Consider the following 23,425-nt stretch of genomic DNA (forward strand, 5'->3'; position numbering starts at 1 on the left):
ATAGAAGCTGATTATTAATGGTATTTTTCAATAAATAGACATTTTCTGACAACACAATGACAATTTATTAGTCCTCAAACTAATAATGCTCGGCTTGCTCAACCGTTGTTAACCGCATACAAAATAATGATATTCAGCGACAACAACAATTGTGATATAGGACTTTTTGCTGTGCTAAAAGCGATTATTTCAAAAACCGTAACTCTTTGCTGGTTCCTCCTGATGTTAGTTTCATTTCAGGTACTTGCTGCAGACATCGAGGTTACGGTCTCTCCAACAACCGCTGATTACGAGAACGGTCAAACAATTGACTATCTCATCACGATAAAAAATACCACAGCAAAAACATTCAATAATGTTGAAGTAAGTGATCCTGTATGGGATACGACAACGTCTGGGGAGTCTGGACAAGTCAAAGCCTTTAGCGGACTAAATATTTCACCTAGTAACAGTTGGGGCTCTAATCCAGGTTCTTTTTCGTCAAGCGATAGCAATCTTGACGTAAAAAATGGCCGTTTGTTCGCCTACGGTAAACTTGAATATTTGGTCCAAGCCCAAGTCAGTGATGAAGCGACAGGCGTTCTTGAATTAGGTGAAACACTGGTTAAGGCGGATATCGATGGTGATGGTAGCTTAGAGCAATTTGCACCAAGTTCGAAAAGCACGCTTAATCCGGTCCCTTACGAATACACAGTTTCTGTCAGTGTTGACCAATCTGAATATGCAGTCGGCACTTCACTCACTTACACCGTTGAAGTGGTGAATACCGGCAGCTACAAGGTTCAAGGGCTTAAACTTGATCAGCCTTTTGCTTCGCTAGAAGTAGAAAGTACTGCCGGATCGTTGATCTCACCATTTAGTTCGGTAGATATTTCGGCAGAAAAACGCGGCAGCGGAAGTGATGTCGGTGATTTTTCTAAATCAGGCGACCTTAGTGTAGAGAACGCGTCGATAGCTGTCGGTGGCAAGTTGATATACACCATCACTACGGTAGTCTCTGAGCAAGCCGTTGGCGACATCATTACATCTGCGGTCGCCCATACCAAAGATGGCGATGTAAACAGTGTAGAGCTGACGACTCCTCCTGCCCAACCTGTGTTAGACATTGAACACAGCATCAGTTCATCAAATCCATACCTAGTCAGTTCTCAACGTACATTTAATGTCGAAGTCTCAAATAGCGGATCAGGTATTGCTCATAGCTACCATGTGAAGCAAAACATTTCCCAATTGCTTTCTAATTTAGGCCTTGGTAACGATTTAAAACCAGCTCACAACAGCACAGACGTAACGGGTAACCCATTTGGCTCATGGACCATTGAAGTGACCGATTTGGGGGCGAAATCTCTGTCAAAGTTTAACGATGCTGGCCCGCAGTCTGATATCGTTTTTGACGATGAAATCTCTCTCTTTCCCGGCGAAACGATTTCATATGAAATTAAGGCAACGATTTCACCTGTTGCGATCGGTACGGTTCAAGGGGCTAACGCAGGGGTATTCGATACTGCTGGCGGACTTATAAAAGATGCGCAAATCAGCGGGAGCTTTGAAGCAGAGCGAACGCTGAATGTCGGTGACTCTGAGATACAAATAGAGAAAACCACCAAGGAATCTCAGTATATCCCGGGTAATACCGTCGAGTATGAAATCAAAGTCTCGAATACATCCTCTAAGTATTTCGCCAATAACCTTCAAGTTGTTGATGACTTAACGTGTGTGCAAACAGAGCAAGCGGGTGGTGCAGGCCAAGGCCAAGCGTTTAAACGTTGGAAACTTGAACCAAGTAGTGCCGAGGACAGTTTAGGCACCGATCATGGTCAGTACAGCTATGGTTCTTGGAGTACTTCGGCTGTGACAGTGTCACCTGATATTGCGCCCGGAAAATCAGTGACCTACAAGCTAACAGCAGAGGTGAACGATTCAAGCGTTGGGTTGATCCTCGATGATAACCCAGCGTGTTCTGATAATGTCACAGAAGAGGGCTCTGGTGTGCAGATGCCGGAAGATAACCTGCGTGCTAGTAAAGACGTCGACAGTCGTTATTACTCTTCTGGTGATGTACTGACGTATACAATTCGTGTTGACAATGATGGTGATGGTTTCGCGAACCAAGTTCAGGTGATCGATGACTTGACGCTGGTCGAAACCACGGATATTTACGGTAATGTCATTAAAGCTTTTGATAGTTGGAGCATTACAGCGGAAGCCTTTCACCAAGATGGCAGCGCTGCAACCGCTACGGATACGGGTATCACCGGTTCATTGGACAGCCCAGCGATCTTGGATGTAGAAGCGACCATTGAACCTCACTCTTATGTGATTTATACCATTGCGGCAAAAACGAAACCTCATGCTAATGGTCATATACAAAATAGTGTCACCGTTGATGGATCAGTGTATGCCGATCGAGGCTCCGATCCTCGTGATTTCACCATTCAAGTTAATAAAACGGCCAAAGTAGGGACGTCTGGCGGTTTTGTTGACGAAGATGCTAGCTACTCAAAACTCGATAACCAGGTGACCTATCAGATTCACCTAAAAAACGCGAAGTCTAACGGCTATGCAACAAATGTGAAGGTAACGGACCCGATCTCTTCTATTACTGCTGGCCTTTTAGAACCCGATAGCGCCAGCAAAAAGGTGTTCTCCTCATGGACGATTAGCTCAGAAATTCGTTCAGATAATCCTCTATTAGACGGCAATGGCACTTACACCGATGTTGGTCTTTATGAAGATAACAAAGACATCGATCTTACGGCGCAAATCGCACCAAACGTAGAAGTCATTTATACGATCACAGCACAAATTGATCGCTCAGTAAGCAATGAAATTATCTACAAGCGCTTCGATAACACAGTGTCGGTAGAAACGCCTGACTCTGATTCCCAATCTGGTGCGTCTGATACTGTTCGAGTGCACCCGAAAGCGCCCAATGTGGTGGTGGTGAAAACGTCCAAGGAAAATGAATTTGTTCCAGGTCAGTGGGTAGAGTTTGATGTAACCGTGTATAACCGAGGCGCGGGTTATGCCAATGAAGTTCGTGTGACGGATGATATTGCAGGCATGAATGCGTTTTCTGAATGGACGATCAAATCCTCAACAGACAGCAACAATACGACCTATAAAACGGGAAGTTATGCTGATAAGAAAGAAAACTACCCGGATAACGGCAACATCAATACTCGCATTGATATCGACCCACAAACCTCTGATGGCATGGGTTCGGTGACCTACACGATCCGAGGTTTAGTGCGTAATGATTATGCTGAAGAAGAGATCTCAAACACGGTAGAAATCCACGATCCGATCAATAACCTTGATCAATCTGCGACGGCTGAGATTGGAGATGGGGGTGATTCAAAACTCAACGTTTCTATTCTAAAAACTGCCGATAAATCTCGCTTTGTTCCTGGTGAAGAGGTGACCTACTTCATCACACTGCAGAACAACAGTGAAAATGATGCGACCAACTTAAAGCTGGTTGATCCACTTACTGAGATTCGTTCAGTTCTAGCAAACGAAAAAAACAACCAATACGCTGACTTCCAAGAGCAATCGCCTTTCGAATACTGGGAGTTCGATTATGCCGATGGCGCTGGTTGGCAAGGGCAGACAACCAAAGATTTGATCTATCCAGAAGGCGCGGATAACACGAGCTTTACTCTTGATGCGGGGCAGACTCGTACATTCAAAATCAAAGCGAAGATCAAAGATAACGTTATTGGGTCTAACCTATCTGGTGGCTTTAAGCGAGTGATTGCGAATGATGCTTATATCTTCCGTGACTACAAACTCGTTACGGAGCAATCGCACGTATCTCACCATGAGATGGAGCGTGTTGACAGTGGTGGTGATGTTACGCGCACACTGCTGGTCAATGGTGTTCCAAATCGTTTCTATGCGCCAGGCGATAAGTTGACGTATCAAATCAAAGTCTCTTCCCAACGAGGCTATTTCAACAACCATCGCGTATTTGAAGACATTAAAGGGGTAGAGGTACTTCTATTAGATGGCACACAAGCTAACCCGTTTAATGACAAATTTAGCGTTGCAGTGGAAAAAGAAGACAGCAACGGTGGTGATGGTACAACTGACGGCACCTTAGATGGTGTTGTCGAAGATGATAAGAATATCGATACGATGATCGATGTTGCTGGCGAAGATCATGTCCTTTATACCGTCGAAGGCATTGTGCGTGGCGATGCTACTGGTGACATCACTATTGGTGGCATTACCGTGGAGCCATACGATTACCATCTAGTCTTCAAGAAAACAGTTGATCAGAAAAACTACCAACCGAATGAGCCTTTAACTTACCACTTAACAGTGACGAATGATGGTAAAGGCAATGCTTACGATATTCCGATTGAAGACAGCTTATCGATTATTGAAATTGACCTGATCGATGGAACAAAAGGTCCTGCTTTCCCGATCGGGTGGACGATTGAGCCGACGGTGACGGGGGGTAACCCGCACGCGGAAGTCGACCTAGACGGTACAATCAAAGATAACGAAGATATCAAGACGCACATTTCCGTTCCTGCCGGTGAGACCATCGACTACAAGGTAACAGCGACAGTCAACGAAAAAGCCGTGGGTGACATTGTTAACTTGTTGAAAGTTGATGGCGATACCGTGAGTGCAGAGTCTAAGGCTGATACAGAAAAATATGCGTTCTCGAAGCACGTAATTAAGTACCTCGACCAAGATGGCACAACCGAATTGTCGAGTGGCTATACCCCTGGCGGCTACATTGTTTACGAAATTTTGTTGGAGAACAAAAATAATGTTCACCTGAAAAATGTCCCTATCGTCGATGATATCAAAGGCATTACAACCGATTACTTTGATGGAACAACAGGGCAGGCGTTTGATTCATGGACCATCAAATCAGATGTAGATTCAAGTGGCCTTTCAAATGGAGGCACGTTCGCTGACAACAGTAGTATTGATACAGATTTTGATCTCGCAGGTAACAGCTTTGCTGATGGTGGCACGTTCGTAAAATACACCATCACTGCGAAAGTATCAGAAAAAGCAGTGGGTCCAATTCGCAACAGCGCGAGGGTTGATGGTAAGCACACTCTCGACTCAGAACGTTCAGACATGCTCGCGGTTGACCTGAAGAAAACGCATAAAGCATTTACCGACAACACGTTCGCGACACAAAAAACGACTTATAACTTCGATCCTTCGACAGAAGGCCAGCGAGTGGTTTACCACTTACGTCTTGAAAATAAGGGTAAGGGTACTGAGTATGCGGCTTCGTTGAAAGAAGAGTTCTCTAAGATTAAGAGTCGACTTGCACAAGAAGCAGCGAGTGAAGCGAACGATCAAACCGGCCCTGTTTTTGAAGAGTTTGGGTGGAACGTAACGGTCACTCAATCGCCAGAACTAGTAACGAGTGTCGGATCGTTTGTTGGTGGATCCAATATCGATATTGATATTCCCGTACTTTCCATTGCAGCAGGTGGTTGGATCGATTTTGTGATTGAAACCAAGATTCGCCATGATGCTTTAGAAAATGTGATCGCAAAACCATTCTACAATGGCTCAGTGTTCCAGAAATCAACGATAAAGCCAGAAACGCAAGATCTTAAAGTAGCAAAACGAATCATTTCTATTGGCGGTCGACCATATTCTAGTGGCGACACTTATAAGCCTGGTGAAGAGGTCATCTATCAATTAGATGTGAACAACAATGCCAAAGTTTGGACAGATCAAACTCGCATTAGAGATATCGTGTCAGACATTCACGTAGAAGTCCTAGGTGGAGCAGAAGAGCAGGCGTTTAGTGTGTTCTCAATTGCCGACACGATTTCTCAAGGGCTAAATTCAAGTGTAGATACCTATCTAGAAACTTATGATGCTAGTAGTGATCTTGATGTACTAACGGATATTGCACCTAAGGAAGAGATTCAATTTACCATCAAAGGCACCATTCGTGATGATGCGCTTGGCGACATTGACGCAAACAAAGCGAGTGCTGGTGGTAAGAACGTTAATACGCCTGAAATTCCTCCTGTTGCGCCTAACTTAGTATTCGAGAAACTGGTTACAAACACTACCGCTGACAGTAACACTTGTAGCTTCCCATCGAATACGGGTGCTGGTTGTGAGTACAACCCAAGTGGGCAAGTAAACTACACCATTACCATTGAAAATACCGGTGAAGGCATTGCAAACGACATTCCTGTTGTTGATAAGTTGAATTCAATTGTGACCTCAACGGGAGTGAAGGCATTTAGCAGCGTATCAACAACAGTGCTAGAACAGCCGCCAGCGGAGCGCTTTGACATATCGGGAAGCTACCAAGGTGCTAAACCGTTAGACGCAAAAATTGACTTGATGCCGGGCGATAAAGTGGTGTTTGGTCTATCTGGTACGGTAGATGGTGATGCAACGGGCACGATTACCAACATCGCTAAGGTCGATAATGTTGACTCCAATGATGTGGTACTTGGGCAGGGTGATGCTGAAATTCTTGCATCGAAAACGACCGATACACCAACATATGTGCCGGGAGGTGAAGTTCGCTACACCATGTATATTGCGAATAAATCAGACTCAAACGCTGACGTAACGGTACTGGATGAAATTTCGAAATTTATGGTGGAAACGGCGGATGGCAGCATGCAAACCGCGTTACAATCGTGGACTACGACTGCGCAATTTGTTGGAAACATTGGCGCAACGCACAATGATGCAAGTGCAATCCAAAGCTCTGGCGATATTAATGCGTTAGTTAAGTTGGGAGCTGCAGCGACAGAGCCAACCGTTCTGAAAATCGATGTGGTGGGTAAAGTTCGTGACGATGCCGTCGGCAAGTTTGGTAACACGCTCTACGTTGATAGAAAGCAATTCGATCTAAAGGAACACTTCATCTACCCAGAGCAGGGTGAGCTTACGGTGACGAAAGACGCTTCGATTTCACCTGCGCTATACGCTCCTGGTGACTCAATTGGCTTCGATATTGTGGTTGAGAATACTGGCGTAGGTTACGTGCAGAATGTAGAAATTCGAGACTTAGTTAAAAGTCTTAAAGCGGATGTTGTTAACAGTTTCTTACCCGGCCAAGTGTTTGAGAAATGGGATGCATCTAAGAGTTCCATTTCAATCGTTGATTCTGGTTCGAGTAACTCGTTTACGGTATCTCAAACCGATTTTGACAGCGCAGAAAGCTTCAAAGGGGTTTACAACCTAGCGCCTGGCTCTCAAATTCAACTTCACCTTGAAGGCACAGTAAACAGCAATATCATCGGTGAGATCACCAACACTGTTGTGGTGACCGCTGATAACATGAGTGATCAAACTGACAGTGCGACTTATCTTCCTATTGATGCAGAAGTATTAGTCTCCAAAACGGTAGACAAAGACGTATACGCAGCCAGAGATGAACTGACCTACACGATTGTATTAACGAACACTCAACGTGTTTGGGCAACGGACGTCAAAGTACAAGATTTTGTTGACCGTATCAGTGCGGAGAGTATATACGGCAGCACGATTTCAGTGTTCGAGCCTGGTTCTATTACGATCAGTGCAACGTCAGACAAAGGGACAACGACGCTGCCATCGCTATCAGGAGACTACATCGACAATACCATCGATATTGCTCCGGAAGACATCGTGACCGTAACAATTAAGGGAACATTGAAGCCTGAAATTATTGGTGATGTGGTCAATACCGTTTCTATTGACTATGACGACAAATCCATCAGCGATGATGCGGTCAGTGTTCCACTTGTTCCTTCTTTGAAAGTCACCAAGACACCAATTGAAGAATTCTACACACCGGGATCTATTAATGGTTTCGAAATTGCTATCGAGAACCAAGATGTGGCATTTGCAAACGATATTAAGCTGCAAGACTTAATTTCCACAATTCGAGTCGACACCGTTGATGGGGCTGACAACCCAGCATTCAGCCGTTGGACGTACTCTTACAAAGCCAACGACCCGATGACGAGCGTAGACTCATCAACCATGAGTTGGAACACCGACATTAACAACACCATTGATCTCGCACCGAACGATACCATCGTATTTACCATTCAGGGTGAAGTGGATGAACGTGCAATCAGCGATATTAATAACACCGCAAAAGTGGAGTTTGATGGTAAGGACCTGGAAGTATCTGCGGTCATTAAGCCTAAGCCAGCCGAAGTCACGGTAACGAAAACGGCAGATAGGGAGTTTTATCAAGCCGGTGAGACTGCCCAGTTTGTTGTAACGGTATCCAATGAAGGCGAAGGTTTTGCCAACGATGTCACGATTAAAGACATTATGTCTGATGTGAAAGTGACGTTGGTGGATGGCACGGAAGGGACCGCATTTGAAGCTTGGAGTATAAAAACTGAATTGAGTGATATCAGCTCGACTTTAAGTGTTACTCCTAGCGGCAAAAATCCTGACATCGATACGGTGGCGGATATTGCACCTCTTAGCACGGTAACGTTTACGATTGATGGCATTGTGAACCGTTATGCAACGACAGATATTGTCAATGTGGCAACCGTCGATTTTGATTCTCAGCCTCAAAAAGTCGTTCAAGCTGTGATTAAGCATCGTCCTGTTTCCTTGAAGCTAGAAAAGTTTGTCGGTGAAAGCGGAACCGATACTGAAATGACTTACGAGCCAGGCAAAGATGCGACATTCCGCGTTGTTCTCTCTAACCTGAACGAAGGCTTTGTGGCTGGTATCGAGTTGAAAGATCTGTTGAATTCAATGGATGTTGAAACGGTAAACGGCGTGCGTGAGCCTGCGTTTGAGTCATGGACGATTAAAGTCAACAAAGGTAACGAGTTAACAACGATTTCTCCTGATCCTAGCGGCGCTAATCGTGAAGTGGATTCAGTGGTTAACCTTGCACCAAATGATGTTTTAGAGCTAGTCATTACGGGTAAGGTGAATAGTTACGCTATTGGACAAATCGACAACAAAGCGACTATGTCTGTGAACTTAGGTCGCCCTCAGCGTATGACGGCGGTTGCGAGCCTACTGCCAGAACCCGATAACGTCATTATTACGGAAGAAGCGGATAACCCGATCTATAAAGCGGGTCAGCCTGCAACGTTTAGAGTGACGCTACACAATGACAGTAAAGGCTTTGCGAATGATGTTGTGATCAACAGTGTCATTTCCCGCATGAAGGTACAGACTAAGCCAGACCTTTCGACAGGCGATAGAGAAGTGGTCGATGCCTTTACTGACTGGGTCATTGAAGCGAAGAGCCAAGACCCACGCAGTAACATCAATGTCGGGTCACTTTCTGCAAATAATGATATCAACATTGCCGGAGATATTGCGCCAGGCGACATTGTAGAAATTGCAATTACTGGTACAACAGATCCAAGAGCGATGGGCGAAATCATTCATACCACGCATAAAATCGATGAATCAGCGAATGTCGCTTCAGGTAGCCGTGACAGCCGTAATGCCTCTATCGAAACCGTGAGTGCTATGATTACCCCAGAAGCGGTGAGCTTTGCTATCGATAAAACCACTACAAAAGGTGAGAACGCTGAATACACCAATGATGATCAAGAACTGACTTATCTACTTAAGGTAAGCAACGAAGGTTCTGCGACCATTACTGGTGTAGAAATGGTGGATGAAATTAGCAAGCTAGTCGGTGCCAATGGCAACTCATTGTTCACGTCATGGAAAGTGAACATTGAAGAGTGGCCTACCGGACAAGTGAAAGCTGAGTTTACTGACAAAGACTTATTACTGCCTGATGGCGGGCTCTCTTTAGACCTGCTGCCGTATATGGGGAACGGTTACGAAATTACCATTACAGGTCAGCTGAACAAAGGATTAGACGACAATATCACTAATACCTTTACTGTTACCGATCCGGCGACAGGCACAACCGCTTCTGATGATGTAACGATTCACGTTAAGAAGTTCGCTGACAACGAAGGCGATCTACTGGTAACGAAAGAAGCGCTTAAAACAGATGCACAAGTGGGTGATGTCATTGAGTACGAAGTGACTATCTACAACAACAATGAATCTGAATTTAAGAACGTCAAACTGGTTGACCGCTACCCGTCAGGCTTTGCGTATGTCGAAGGTTCTACAGAACTTGTGAACAGCGGCCCAGATGGGGAGTTTGATACAGGTGATGATGTCATCAAAGTAGACGACCCTGCAGTCACGAGCACATTGACTTTCAATGTCGGCGATATGCTTGCTTACGGTGGTAGCGAACAAACTATCACTGAGAAAGTGCGTATCCGTTACTTACTTCGTGTCACGGTAGGGGCGACATTTGGTAAGTATGTGAATAGCGCTGTCGCAATGTCACCGCCAGAAGGTCAAACCGCAGGAGCGCTTCAAGAGAAGTCGAATACCGCGACGGCGACAGTCGAGGTATTGCCAGACAAAGTATTCGATACAGCATCGATCATTGGTAAGGTTTTTGAAGATCACAATGGCGATGGATTCCAAGCAGATGCGACAGCGTTTGACATTGAGATCATCGCCAACGTGCCAAATCGTGATTACATCGCTGACTCGACAGTGATTATTAGAGATGGCAAAGAGGTACGACTAAAAGACATCAAACACATTGAAGAGAAGGTTGAAGAGAGTGCCAACACACACAATTACTCTCATGATCGACGCTCGAATCAATTGAAAAAGGTACAGCCAGTCGACTCAGTGCTAGTTAAAGGGTATGAAATTGATGAGCTGTTTGGTTTGTCTCACAACAGGACACTACCGAGTAGCAATAAAGTCATCTTCCAATTTGAAACGCGTACTGACAAAGCATTCAACTTCAGTGTCGTGACTCAATCCGGTACGCGCTTGAACTTTGATCGTCAAGGCAATATCGAGACTCACTATGTGGGAGATAAGAAGGACGAGCTATCGGCCGAGAACCTGGATGTCACACGTAACTTATATCGTGATGGTGATCATTACTTATGGGAAATCATCATCGAAAACAAAGGCATCTATGAGGATGGTCTACCTGGTGTAAGGCTTCTCACAGTAGAAGGTATCGTGATTGAAACGGACCAATATGGACGTTATCACGTTCCAGACCAATGGGTGCTAGATAAAAAAGGGAAGAACTTCTTGGTCAAAGTTGACACTGACTCGTTACCAACAGGAATGAAAGTGATCAGTGAAAACCCTCGCGTTCAACGCATTTCACCAAATAAGCTGACTAAGTTTAACTTTAGTGTTGCGGTTGACGGAGAGTAATTCATGCCAAGATTAAAGAAACGAATGAAGACTCTAAAACTAAGCAAGATCGCTTTAGCGGTAGCGGCGGCAACACCGCTTCTAGTCGCAGCGAAAGACACAAGCCAGCTTGAGAAGTTAGATACCGACACCACAGGCATTGAAGTTGAACTGCACCAGCAAGAAGACAGTTCTCGTATCTATTTAGAAGAAGGGGCTATTTGGGCCAGCCGTGATATCACCCGTTTTGAACCTGTCTTAGATGTCAGTGTGGGTGACGAATTGGAAGTGGAAGAAGGGCAGCTTTCAGACAGCGTAAACTTCACCATTAGCTCCAATTACAGTTACTACATGGATCGTTACCAAATCGAGATTTATCGAGGTAATGATCGCTCTTTATCACAACCGCTGAAAATCATCGAAGGCAGTGAAGTCGCCAATGATATTGATGTTGAATGGGATGGCTCAACGGATGTCGAATATCAATTTAGCACCGGCAACCAACTGCAGTTCCGTTTCAAAGCGTGGGATAAAGACGGCAACATGGACATCACAACGATCGGTGTGATGGATCTTGTTAACCCAAATTCAGAAGTCGACATCGACCGAAACGACAGTGAAGATGAACTCTCACGCAGTTTTGGCCGTGCAAAATTGATGCGTCACAATATCCCTACTAACTCTGGCTTAGCGAAATTTATGGGTACCGGCTTAAAAGGTGTCGATAAAGTCGTGATTGGCGAAGATGAATTTGATATTGAAGACGGTGAGCTCTACGCAGAGCAATTCCTTCCGGCTGATGCTTATGTGTTCCCGACAAAAGTGATCTTCGATAACGGTGATGAACGCCGCTATCAGCTCTATGTTCGTATTCCTGATACCTATTATGCACAAGCTGGTCTCGCGGATATGTACATCGGTAAGAACCGAGTGACAGGCGATACCGGTGCATTGGGCGTAAATGATCAGTACCAAGACGACGTTTATAACCAAGGCCGAATCGCGTATTTCAGCCAAGGTAAATTTGGCGACAAACTACGAGTAACGACACACTTTGATAGTAAAGATGGTCAAATCAAAGACATCTTCAAACACCCATTTGCCGCCGATGATTCCAGTGTTTTCGACATTTTAGAAGACGACGATGAGCTCTATTACGGTGATTATGGCGATGGTGCCAACATTCATAAAGTCGTTAACACTAAAGGTAAAGTCTACCTCGATGTTGAATATGACAAATCAAGAGTTCTATGGGGTAACTACAACACGGGCTTAACCGGAACCGACAACAACGATTTCAACCGCAGCTTGTATGGTTTCAAAGGGGACTATCGCACTCGATCAACGACGAAATTTGGTGAAGACCGCCTAAACGTTGTTGGCTTTGCTGCTTCGGCTGATTCTGCCTTTGCACACGATGAGTTTTTAGGAACCGGTGGTTCACTTTACTTCTTACGTCACGGTGAAGTGGTGCCGGGAAGTGACAAGGTCTACGTTAAGGTCGTCAACAAAGATTCAGGCATTTCCGAGCAAGAAGTTCCACTACAATCAGGCCGAGACTATGAGATTGACCCATACCAAGGTCGAATCATCCTGACTCGACCGCTAAGCAACATTATCTCAGACAGTTTTGGCTCTGTTATTGATGACACACCCACCGATGGTTTTGAAAACTACCTCGCGGTTGATTATGAATATGTCCCTCAAGGCTCTGACATTAAAGACTCGTTGACCTACGGCGGTCGTATTAAAGGTTGGGCGAACGATTACATCGGAATCGGCGCCAATTACGCAACCGAAGAGCGAGATGGCCAAGATTATGAGTCTGTGGGTACCGACCTGACTTTACGAGCCACCGAAGGCACGTACATTAAAGCTGAATTTGCCCAAAGTGAAGGTCGTCAAACCGATTCCAACTTTGTCTCGTTCGATGGTGGTTTAACCTTCACACCGGTCGGGAATGATTTAGAAGAGCGTAAGGGTGACTCGATACAAGTTAAAGGTGTGGCGAACTTATACGACATAGCTCCGAATATCTTTGGTGCGGTCGGTAATGACCTAAAAGGTTGGTATAAAGAAAAAGACGCTGGATACAGCTACGCCAGTCAAAGTGACGATTTAGAACAGCTTTCCTATGGTACAGAGTTACGACTACAAGCCTCGGATCGATTGAGCTTTGCGACACGCTACACCTCGATGGAAGAGACCGAGCTTGATGGCACTAAGCAAACCGATACACAGCAAGCAGAGTTAGAAGCTCAGTTTAAGGTGACGGACCACATTAAGGTATCGGCAGCAGGTAAACAAGTTGATGAGCTTAACCGTGAAAATGAAAAAGGTAAGGGTACGCTAGCGGGCCTAAGAGCTGACTACATTTGGGACTCTGATAACAGCGTTTACGTGAAGGGCCAAACGACTGTCGATCAAACCGATCAATACGATGATAACGATAGCGTCTCTGTCGGTGCCGAATTCCGAGTGTTTGAAGATTTAACTTTGGGTGCGGAATACACCACAGGTGACCGTGGTGACGCGACAGAAGCAACCGCAAGTTATGACATTACCGACAGTTACACCACCTACGTGACGTACACGGATGACAATTACGAAGGACAGAACAATGTCATCGTTGGTCAACGTGCCGATCTAACCTCGAGTGTGGACTTCTACCAAGAGAACCAGTTTGTTGATGAGAACAATGGCAAAGGCCGCATTGACTCGTTTGGTTTTGGCTACGACATGACAGACGATGTCGATTTTGGCATTGGTTACCAGCAAGGTGAAATCGAGAAGAAAAACGACCTTGATCCAAGTAAGCTTGAAGTCACTGAGCGTCGAGCGGCAACCTTTACGGCCAACATTGACATTGATGATGTGAGCTTAAAACACAAGGTCGAGTATCGAGTCGATAAAGGCAACGAAAATGTCGATGAAAATCGTCGTCGAGTGGATCAGTTTGTAACCACCAACCGATACACGCAAAACCTGACCGAAGAGTACACTTTGTTTGGTAAATTCAATTACTCAAAGTCGATCAGTAAAGAGACCGATGAAACGTTGCAACGCTTTGTCGAAGCGACGGGTGGTCTAGCCTATCGACCAATTTACAATGATCGCCTTAATTTACTGAGTCGTTACACCTTCATTGCGGATAAAGACAACTTGGATAGAGAAGTTGACTACAGTGATGAAGAATCACACATCATCGAAGTGGAAGGTATTTACTCGGTAAACGCCAAAGTTGATGTTGGGGCTAAGTACGCGCACAAAGATAAGAAAGAAGCCTTCGAACGTGCTTCGGGTAGCAATGAAATTGTAGAAAGTAACATTAATCTCTATGGGTTAAGCACGTCATATCATGTGATTAAAGAGTGGGATATCACCGGTGAATATCATTGGAAGACAGATACCCTCAATGATGAATTAGAACATGGAGCATTGTTGTCCGTGAATAAACACCTATCTGATAACTTCAAGGTGGGTATCGGATATAACTTCTCGGGCTTTGATGGCAATCTAGCTAACGACGATGATTACGACGCAAAAGGTGTCTTCATCAACCTAGTGGGTAAAATCTAGAGGTTCATAATGAGAAAAGCAGTGAAAGTATTGGCGGTAACAGCGACAGTGTTAGGTATGTCAGCATGTTCTACTGATACTTATGTGAGCAAAGAAAACATTGATAAATTTGGTGACCCTCAAGTTGAGAAGTTCCTTATTCGCGAGTGTATCGTTCCAGAGCGTGATATTCGCATAGCGGTGGCGTCACACTTTGGCTTTGATAAGTCTGTACTAAAAGTGGAAGATCAAGCCAGCATCGACCGATTGATCGACAGTATCCGCAAATTGCATGGTCAAATTGCGATTGTTGGTCACACGGACTATCAAGGCAGCGATGATTACAACATCAAACTCTCGTTAAAGCGTGCTGAAGCGGTGAAAGCTTATATGCAGTCTAAGCTTGACCCAAGCCGTTATGATTGGGAAATTAAACATTACGGTGAATCTAAGCCGATTGCAGATGGCACCAGTGTTCAAGCGAATGCGCAAAACCGTAGAGCTTATATTGTGTTTGAGCAAACCCAAACGCAGCAAGAGAATGTCTTTTGTGAGCCCCCAGAACCTAAGCGTAAAGTCTACGTTGCGATGACGTCACATTTTGATTTTGACAAGTCTGAGCTCAAGCCTATCGATGAGAAAAGTTTGGATGAATTTGCTAACAATCTACAGGGGTTGAACGGGCGAGTGCTTATAGCGGGTCACACGGATTATCAAGGTTCGCTCAGCTACAACGAAACGTTAGCAGAGCGAAGAGCCGAATCGGTACTGCAATATTTGCAGACCAAACTAGACCCGAACCAATTTGTATGGGAAGTTAAGTCATTCGGAGAGTTAAACCCGATTACACAAGAACAAGATTTGGACGCAAACGCATTGAATAGGCGAGCATTTGTTGTGTTCAAAGAGGGAGAACTGCCCGAAGAAACGGGTAGCAGCGAATAACACCATAAGGGGGCGCATAGCCCCTTTTCACATTTTAAGCAGGAGCAGAGCGTGGAGAAAGCACAGGTCGTCATTGATTTTCTTCTAACTCACAAATTAGTTTTTACGGTGTTGATCATCACTATGATTGCCATCGTTCGCCGGATAGTGCTGTCACTGATTCGTGGTGATGTTGATTTTGTGTCAGAAGATCAGCGCAGTTGGATGTCACGGACAAAGAACGGCACCTTTGCGATAACCGTTCTTCTTCTCTTTGTGTTGTGGCAATCAGAAATCAACGAATTTGCGCTTTCTGTTACCGCCATCGCCGTTGCGATCGTCGTGGCTTCGAAAGAAATCATCCTTTGTTTCACTGGCTCTATTCAGCGTGCAAGTTCTCGTTCGTTTCGAATCGGTGACTGGATTGAAGTGGGCAAGATCTGTGGCGAAGTGATTGAACACAATATGATGGCGACGGTGATCCAAGAAATTGATTTGCACCACGGGCAGTACCACTATACCGGTAAAACAGCCACACTGCCTAATAGCATGTTTTTTACCTACCCAGTGAAGAACCTCAATTTCATGAAGCGTTACGTCTACCATGACTTTGCGATTATCGTGCCTAAGTTTGTGAATTTGTTTCCGCTGGTGCCGACAATGCTAGAGAAGATTGACGAGCATACCAACTACTTCAATGAAGTTGCCAAGCGTTATAACGCCATGATTGAAAAGCACGCAGGTGTTGATCTACCAGGTGCAGAGCCTCACATCCACATCACAAGCGGTGCAACGGGTGAGCAAGTTGTCCACTTTATGCTGTTTTGCCCAACCGACAAAGCAACCCACCTAGAACAAGAAATTCGCTCTGACTTTATGGCTCTCTACTCAGCGTCATTTCCAGAAGAACAGTCTGCACCAAAGTAAGTTTCATCATGCTTAATTATATAAAGTGATGAAGCCCCATTGCTCGAATATAGATAAAGATTGGTTGTCGCCACGACAATCAATCTGATTCGAACTTTGCCTATAAAAAGAGTATGTTGCGCGACATTGCCGATATGAGCTTAGTCACTCAACTCCATCGCAGCTAAAGGATATAAGCATTTCATTAAGGACGCGCTGTGATTTCGGCAACAGTCGTGTGCACTAGCCACGTTTGTTACTTGAATTATATGGCTTTATTTAAACCTTAATGAAGAATCCACCCCTTTACCGACTGTTCCAATACTTCTCGGAAAATGTTTACTTAAATGGCTTATGTAATGTCTTTGTGATGTTACTTCCGGTTTCGTTGTTGTCCGCATTTACCATGCTGATCGGAAACCTGTTTGCTTTAGTTAACTTACACGCTATTTCAGAGCATCTATCGTTTATCAGCACACTTGTTTGGAAACTTTTTCCGATCCTGTTGCTTGTTTACTACGGCTTATTTATTGCGTCACTGCATAAAGTGTCGAAAACCATCATTATCACGCCGTCACTGCTCATATACGTTATTCTGAGTAATGAATGGGGGCTATTGCATGTTGGATCTGTGTTACCAGCAAACTACCCATTGGCCATTTTAACGCCTTTGCTGATTGGCTTTTCTGTACGTTGTATGACACGTCGTCGAATGTTCGTCCGAAGTGAGCTGCCAAATGTGGTAGACCAATCAATCAACTTGATTCTATGTACCTTATTACTGGTGTCGTTTTACACCATGGTAGGGCACTTCCTTGGTCGTTGGTTTGAGTCTTGCAGTAACGTATCTTCTTTAGTACCAAGTATCGGATTGCATTCGCTTTTTGATGCGCTGTGGTATGAGCTACTCAGAAATGTGCTGTGGAGCATTGGGATTAATGGACATATTATCTTTTCACCTTATAAAGCTGAGCTTTACGAATTAACACAGAATAGCTTCACTCTGTACCAAGAAATGGGGCAGTCGATGCCTATTTTAACCAGCAATTTTTATGACATTTATGCTGGAATGGGCGGGGCGGGCAACACACTAAGTTTAGTGCTGTGTATTCTACTGTTCACTCGTAACAAAGGTTATCGAACGTTGGCATTGGCAACGTTGGTGTTAAGCGTCTTCAACATCAATGAGCCAGTCTTGTTTGGCTTGCCGGTTATTTTTAACCCAGTCTTGATCATTCCATTTTTGATCACCCCGCTGGTGGCGATCTGTATGGCGTATTTTGCTACTTCGTTTGGACTGGTTGAGCCGATAACGCAATTCGTGAGTTGGATGACCCCCGCGTTTATTAGTGGCTATTTTGCTACTGGTGAAAGCGTTAGCGGCTCAATCTTACAGCTAGTGATTCTGCTGGTTGGCATACTGATTTATATGCCGTTTTTTAGACAGATGGATAGGGTGATTGGCGCGAATGCGATATTTACGAAAGTATCGTCTGATGAGTTTTTTAATTATGAACAAATAGGTTCAAATCGCTCAGCTGGGCTGTTACCACAAATGACCAGCAACTTAGAAGCGCAGCGTTTGATCAGTAGCCTTCAACAGAACGGTGAATTCGTTCTTTTCTATCAGCCACAAGTTGATGTGAAAGAAGGCAAGATAAACTCGTTAGAGGTGCTAATTCGCCACAGAGCCAATGATGGGACAATAACACCGCCTATATTTTTGTCGAGTTTTGCCAAACTTGGTTTAACGTCCGAACTGGATCTTTGGGTCATCAAGAAAGCGCTTAAAGAGGTAAAGGTCTTTGCGGGTAATCCGTCGTTTCGTGTTTCGATTAATGTCTCTACAGAAACCTTCCTCGTCCCTGATTTCGCTAAGACAGTCATTGAAATGATCGAAGAAAGTGCGATGCAATTTAATCAAGTGGAGTTGGAAATTACCGAAGACTTATTGATACAAGATGAACATACCACTTGGCAGGTGTTGACTGAACTGCGTGAAAAGGGCATTAAGATAGCGTTGGATGACTTCGGTTCTGGGTATTCGTCTATTGGTTATTTGTCCAAATACGACTATGACAAGGTAAAAATCGACCGTTCGTTGGTTGTAAACCTAAAACATCGCTATGGGCGCGAAATGTTTCGTTTAACCAGTGAGTTAGTAAAGCTGACCGGTGCAGACATCGTTGTCGAGGGTGTGGAGGATGAAGATGAGCTGAAGTTCATTTCTGACCAAGGGATAGGATTGATTCAAGGTTACTACTTTTACAAACCGATGCCTTTTGCAGACGTTTGCCAATTGCTAGAGCACAAAGCTCATCATTAACCAAAGAAACCCGGCTACATTAGCCGGGTTTCTTGTATCAATGGAGCAAGAGAGTGCGCTAACGACTAGGGTAGTACTTCTCTTTCATTCTTAGGGCCACATTAACGAGGGCAATCAGCACAGGGACCTCGATAAGAGGCCCGATAACACCGGCAAAAGCCTGATCAGAATTCAAACCAAATACTGCGATACTGACCGCGATGGCGAGTTCAAAGTTATTGCCAGTGGCGGTGAAAGCGATTGAAGCGTTTTTGTCATATTCGATGCCTAGTTTCTTGCCAACGAAGAAACTTACAAAAAACATCAGTACAAAGTAAATCGCTAACGGCAGGGCAACTCGGAACACATCCATTGGTAGCTCCAATATCATTTCACCTTTTAGGCTGAACATTAGAACGATGGTTGCGAGTAAAGCGATGAGCGTCATTGGCGAAATACGCGGAATGAAGACCTCGTTATACCATTGCTCACCTTTTAATGCTGTCAGCCACTTGCGACTTAAGAAGCCAGCTAAGAACGGAATACCAAGGTAAATGAATACGCTTTCTGCGATGTCCAACATTGAGATATCAACATCGAACCCTTGATAGCCAAGGACTGGTGGAAGAACACTGATAAACAGCCAAGCCATAAAACTGTAAGTAACGATTTGGAAAGCACTGTTTAAAGCGACCAAAGCCGCACCATACTCTTTGTTACCGCCACCAATGTCATTCCATACTAGGACCATCGCAATACAACGAGCGAGACCAATCAGGATGATCCCCACCATATAACCAGGCTTGTCGCCAAGAAAGGTTAGGGCAAGCACAAACATCAGGATAGGGCCTACGATCCAGTTCATCACAAGTGATAAAGTGATGGCTTTCTTATCATGGCGAACATTGCCAAGAAGCGAGTAATTCACCTTAGCCAAAGGTGGGTACATCATGAGAATAAGTCCGATGGCCAGTGGAATATTGGTGCTGCCAACGGACATGGATTCATTCCACTCAGCGACTTGAGGAAAGAGGACACCAATGCCTATGCCAATCGCCATGGCTACGAAAATCCAGACGGTAAGATATCGATCTAAAAAGCTCATATTGTTGGCTGCGCTAGAATCAGCACTAGGGGTCGCCGCGACTTGTTTTGTCATAGCAATATCCTTAGATATTCGTTTATCGTTTATCGTCAATTAACGATGTCAACGTTTCAAAAAATAGGGAGCAGGTTCTCCCCATCGCAAATTTGATTAGCTACAGACTTTACTAAAAAGTAGCTGGAATTGTTCGATTGCACTCAGGTCTGCTCGATAACACACTTTAGGTGGCATCGGCTGAGCAGTGATAAAGCCTGCTTGTTTAAGAATGCGCAGATGCTCTGAAACGGTAGATTGAGCAAGCCCTAACTCCGAGACGAGATCGCTATTTAAACAACCGCCCATTTTTTCTAAATTAATCAATATCTTGATGATACGTACCCGAGCAGGGTGTGATAACGCTTTAGCCTGTGCGGCAAGTTGAATCTCTTGAGCTTTTTGCTGCTCTGACGTTTCGAATGCTTGAGCACTGACCGCATTACACTTTGATTCTGCCATTCTTAATCACTCAATCGTTAATCGTCTAATTACGATTAATGATACGCTCATCGTATCAGTTCTGCAACTGCAACAAACTAAAACCTATTCTCAAGATAATTTATAAATTAAATGATAGGTTTAGCGTATATTGACAGAAGTTTAATAACTAAAAAGCATGGCTATGAAAAGAATATTCTTATTAATTTTAGTTCTATTGGTTGGATGTACACATAAACCAGATGATGCGCCGATCCAAGAACAACCAGGTTGGACTTCTGGGACATTAAGTAACGGTCTACGCTACCATATATACCCAAATAACAAAGAAGCCGTCGCGTTACGCATGTATGTTCACGCTGGTTCCGTCAATGAGACGGATGAGCAGAAAGGGTACGCTCATTTCTTAGAGCACATGGCGTTTAATGGTTCTCGCAATTTTAGCTCTAATGATGTGGTGGATCTATTTGAACATTCGGGGTTAACGTTTGGAGCGGATATCAACGCCTACACCTCCTACTATGAAACCGTTTATAAGCTCGATTTACCCGATACCAAGCAAGTCGATAATGGTATCCGTTGGATGAGAGATATTGCTGATGGGTTGAATCTGTCATCATCTGAAATTGAAAAGGAAAAAGGTGTCATCAAAGGAGAGATGAGACGCTCTCGCCCGGAAAACAAATCCCTTTCTGAAAAATATTACGATCACCTTATCAAAGGAACACCGCTAGAGGACTTAGATCCATTAGGAACAACAGAATCCGTGTCTAGCGCGACTTCTGATTCGATCCGAGCGTTCTACAAATCCTGGTATCAACCTCAATTGACTGAAATTGTTGTCACTGGCGCAATCACAGCGCAGCAAGGCAAAGCCATGATTGAACAACATTTTGGCAGTTGGGAGGCATCGAGTGATGTAGAAATAGAGGGGCGTGATATTACACAACTCAAACCGGTCGATTTTGTTGAAGAGATTGGAGAGTATGACTTTCCAAGTCTAACCATTTTGATTGACCAAAGTGATGCGGCGATTAAAACACGAGATCAATTGTATGAGTTTTGGTTAGATGACGTCGTGCAACAACTGATCTGGCAACGTTTGGATGCGGAACTAAACAAAGCGGCATTACCCGTTCAAAGCTTGTATTCATCCTCCTACTATATTAACTATCGCAGATACTCTTTGCTCTCGTTAGGCTTTGTTGAAACAGAGCGAGAAAAAGCGCAACGCTTGTTTACTAATACATTGGCGTCTTTGCGCGATTATGGTGTCACCAACACAGAACTTGAAGCCGCGATTGCGTATTACCATCAACAACTTACGACGGTCGATCAGCAGTATGAACAGCTGACAGCGGTCGATATTGCAGAATCACGTGTTGATTCCATTACTTTAAATGAGCCGATTCAATCTAAGCAAGATTACCAACAGAGCTTAGAAGGGTTTGTTGAGTACGCATCATCAGAACGTGTTAATGCACACCTTAAACAGATGCTGAGCCAAGACTATACGGTTATCTTAGGTGCGGCAGACGCGGAGCGCATTTCTCCTCTGATGGCGACTTTACCAAAAGTGAAAGCCAGTTTGGCCGAATCAGGAACCAAGCCGTTGGCAATGACTGAGACTATCCAAGAACTTGCCGCGCCAGGTGGAAATGGGAAGATCGTCAGTGAAATCAGTATGGAAAATGGTTTCACGGTATGGACACTATCGAATGGCATCGAGGTGTGGTTTGAACGTGATGAAAAGGCGGGAGAGTCAACGAGACTGGTTTACAGCAGTCTAGGAGGAAAAGCGGCTCTCGCACCGAATTTGTTTGCAGCATCTCACGTGGCGATCAACACCGTTAATCGCAGCGGTATTGGTGATTTTGACGGTGCGAGCTTTGATTCGTATTTAAGAAGAAACAACATCGAAGTGTATCCGTTCGTTGGGTTTACTGACCATGGCTTAGAGTTAGGCGCGCCGAAAGACAAACTCGCAGACACCTTAAATACGATTTACAACATCGCTACGAATGTAAACGTGTCTGAAAGGCAGCTGCAAGTGGTGTCAAAAGAAACGATAGAAAACATCAATAATTACATGGCAACGCCAATAGGCAAGTGGACCAAAGCGATCAACCACAACAGCTATCTACCGGACAGTTTCCATTACTCCGTATCTTCGCCTGATATTTCATTGGTGACCGCAGAACAAATAAAAGAGGTTCATCACGAGCTATTTGCAAAGAATCGCAACAACAAACTCGTCATTGTTGCCGACCTAGACGCTGGCACCGTGCGTGAAATGGTTCGCCACTACATCGGTTCTATTCCTCTTGAACCAGCGGCGTCGCCGAGCTTTAACCCTGGATATATTCTCGAACCTAAGCCTCGTATCGACTTGGCCATCTACAATGAGCCTAATACCTATTACATTGCTCGTTTTACCAATCCTCAGTTACCGCCAAGCAATCTGCAGTCGGTGTTTATGGATGACATGATTCAACGTTTGATCTCAAAGCGTTTGACGGAGCATATTCGTGAAGATTTAGGGCTAGACTACGCGCCTGATAGCTATGCGACTTCGATAGATGGCGAGCCAAGCAGTGATTGGCTCGTGGAAGCGCAAGTCGCACCAAGTGATATTCGAAAAGTGGAAGTCGCGGTGGACAAAGTGATTGATGAATTAGTAAAAGGCGTCAGTCAAAGTGATGTTGAGATGGTAGCCAAACAATTGTCTGTTGCACTGCAGCCACTCGATGAGGATATCATTCAACGTTCATGGTTCTACGCTCGATACTTGGTTCACGGCTATGGTGTTGATGCACTCAAAGATATTGAGGGAACCACTCAATCTATCACCCAAGAAGCCATGAACCAAAGAATTGGGCAGCTATTTGGCGTAGATTCGATTAAGACTAAATACGTGCTATCACCGAAAGGGGAATAACAAAGACGACAAGCGAATA

8 protein-coding genes are annotated in these 23,425 nt (G+C 44.5%); 6 read left to right on the forward strand and 2 right to left on the reverse strand.

The window, feature by feature from the left end:
• Positions 1 to 222: 222 nt before the first annotated feature.
• From EJ063_RS00105 to EJ063_RS00125, 5 genes are all read left to right on the forward strand, one after another.
• The gene (locus tag EJ063_RS00105; RefSeq protein WP_126571978.1) at positions 223 to 11,217 is read left to right on the forward strand and encodes a DUF11 domain-containing protein; all 10,995 of its coding nucleotides are present in this window, start codon (positions 223 to 225) and stop codon (positions 11,215 to 11,217) included.
• A 24-nt stretch (positions 11,218 to 11,241) separates the two neighbouring features.
• Entirely contained in the window at positions 11,242 to 14,775 is a 3,534-nt protein-coding gene (locus EJ063_RS00110) for a hypothetical protein (RefSeq protein ID WP_208640343.1), read from the forward strand.
• A 9-nt stretch (positions 14,776 to 14,784) separates the two neighbouring features.
• Positions 14,785 to 15,699 (forward strand): OmpA family protein, encoded by a 915-nt coding sequence (locus EJ063_RS00115; RefSeq protein ID WP_126571980.1) that lies wholly within the window; start codon positions 14,785 to 14,787, stop codon positions 15,697 to 15,699.
• 51 nt (positions 15,700 to 15,750) lie between these two features.
• Positions 15,751 to 16,605, forward strand: a complete 855-nt coding sequence (locus EJ063_RS00120) for a mechanosensitive ion channel family protein (RefSeq protein WP_126571981.1) — start codon at positions 15,751 to 15,753, stop codon at positions 16,603 to 16,605.
• A gap of 268 nt (positions 16,606 to 16,873) precedes the next feature.
• The gene (locus EJ063_RS00125; protein ID WP_126571982.1) at positions 16,874 to 18,910 is read left to right on the forward strand and encodes an EAL domain-containing protein; all 2,037 of its coding nucleotides are present in this window, start codon (positions 16,874 to 16,876) and stop codon (positions 18,908 to 18,910) included.
• Between the two features lie 58 nt (positions 18,911 to 18,968).
• On the opposite strand, the gene arsB is transcribed toward EJ063_RS00125, so the two are convergent.
• Positions 18,969 to 20,048, reverse strand: coding sequence for an ACR3 family arsenite efflux transporter (gene arsB / locus EJ063_RS00130; protein ID WP_126571983.1), 1,080 nt, complete (start codon positions 20,046 to 20,048; stop codon positions 18,969 to 18,971).
• A 96-nt stretch (positions 20,049 to 20,144) separates the two neighbouring features.
• Positions 20,145 to 20,489, reverse strand: coding sequence for an ArsR/SmtB family transcription factor (locus tag EJ063_RS00135; RefSeq protein WP_126571984.1), 345 nt, complete (start codon positions 20,487 to 20,489; stop codon positions 20,145 to 20,147).
• A 163-nt stretch (positions 20,490 to 20,652) separates the two neighbouring features.
• On the opposite strand from EJ063_RS00135, the gene EJ063_RS00140 reads away from it, so the two are divergent.
• On the forward strand, positions 20,653 to 23,406 hold the full coding sequence (locus tag EJ063_RS00140; RefSeq protein ID WP_126571985.1) for a M16 family metallopeptidase: 2,754 nt from the start codon (positions 20,653 to 20,655) through the stop codon (positions 23,404 to 23,406).
• Positions 23,407 to 23,425 lie beyond the last annotated feature (19 nt).

Origin of the sequence: Vibrio aquaticus (assembly GCF_003970385.1) — a bacterium.
GTDB lineage: Bacteria > Pseudomonadota > Gammaproteobacteria > Enterobacterales > Vibrionaceae > Vibrio > Vibrio aquaticus.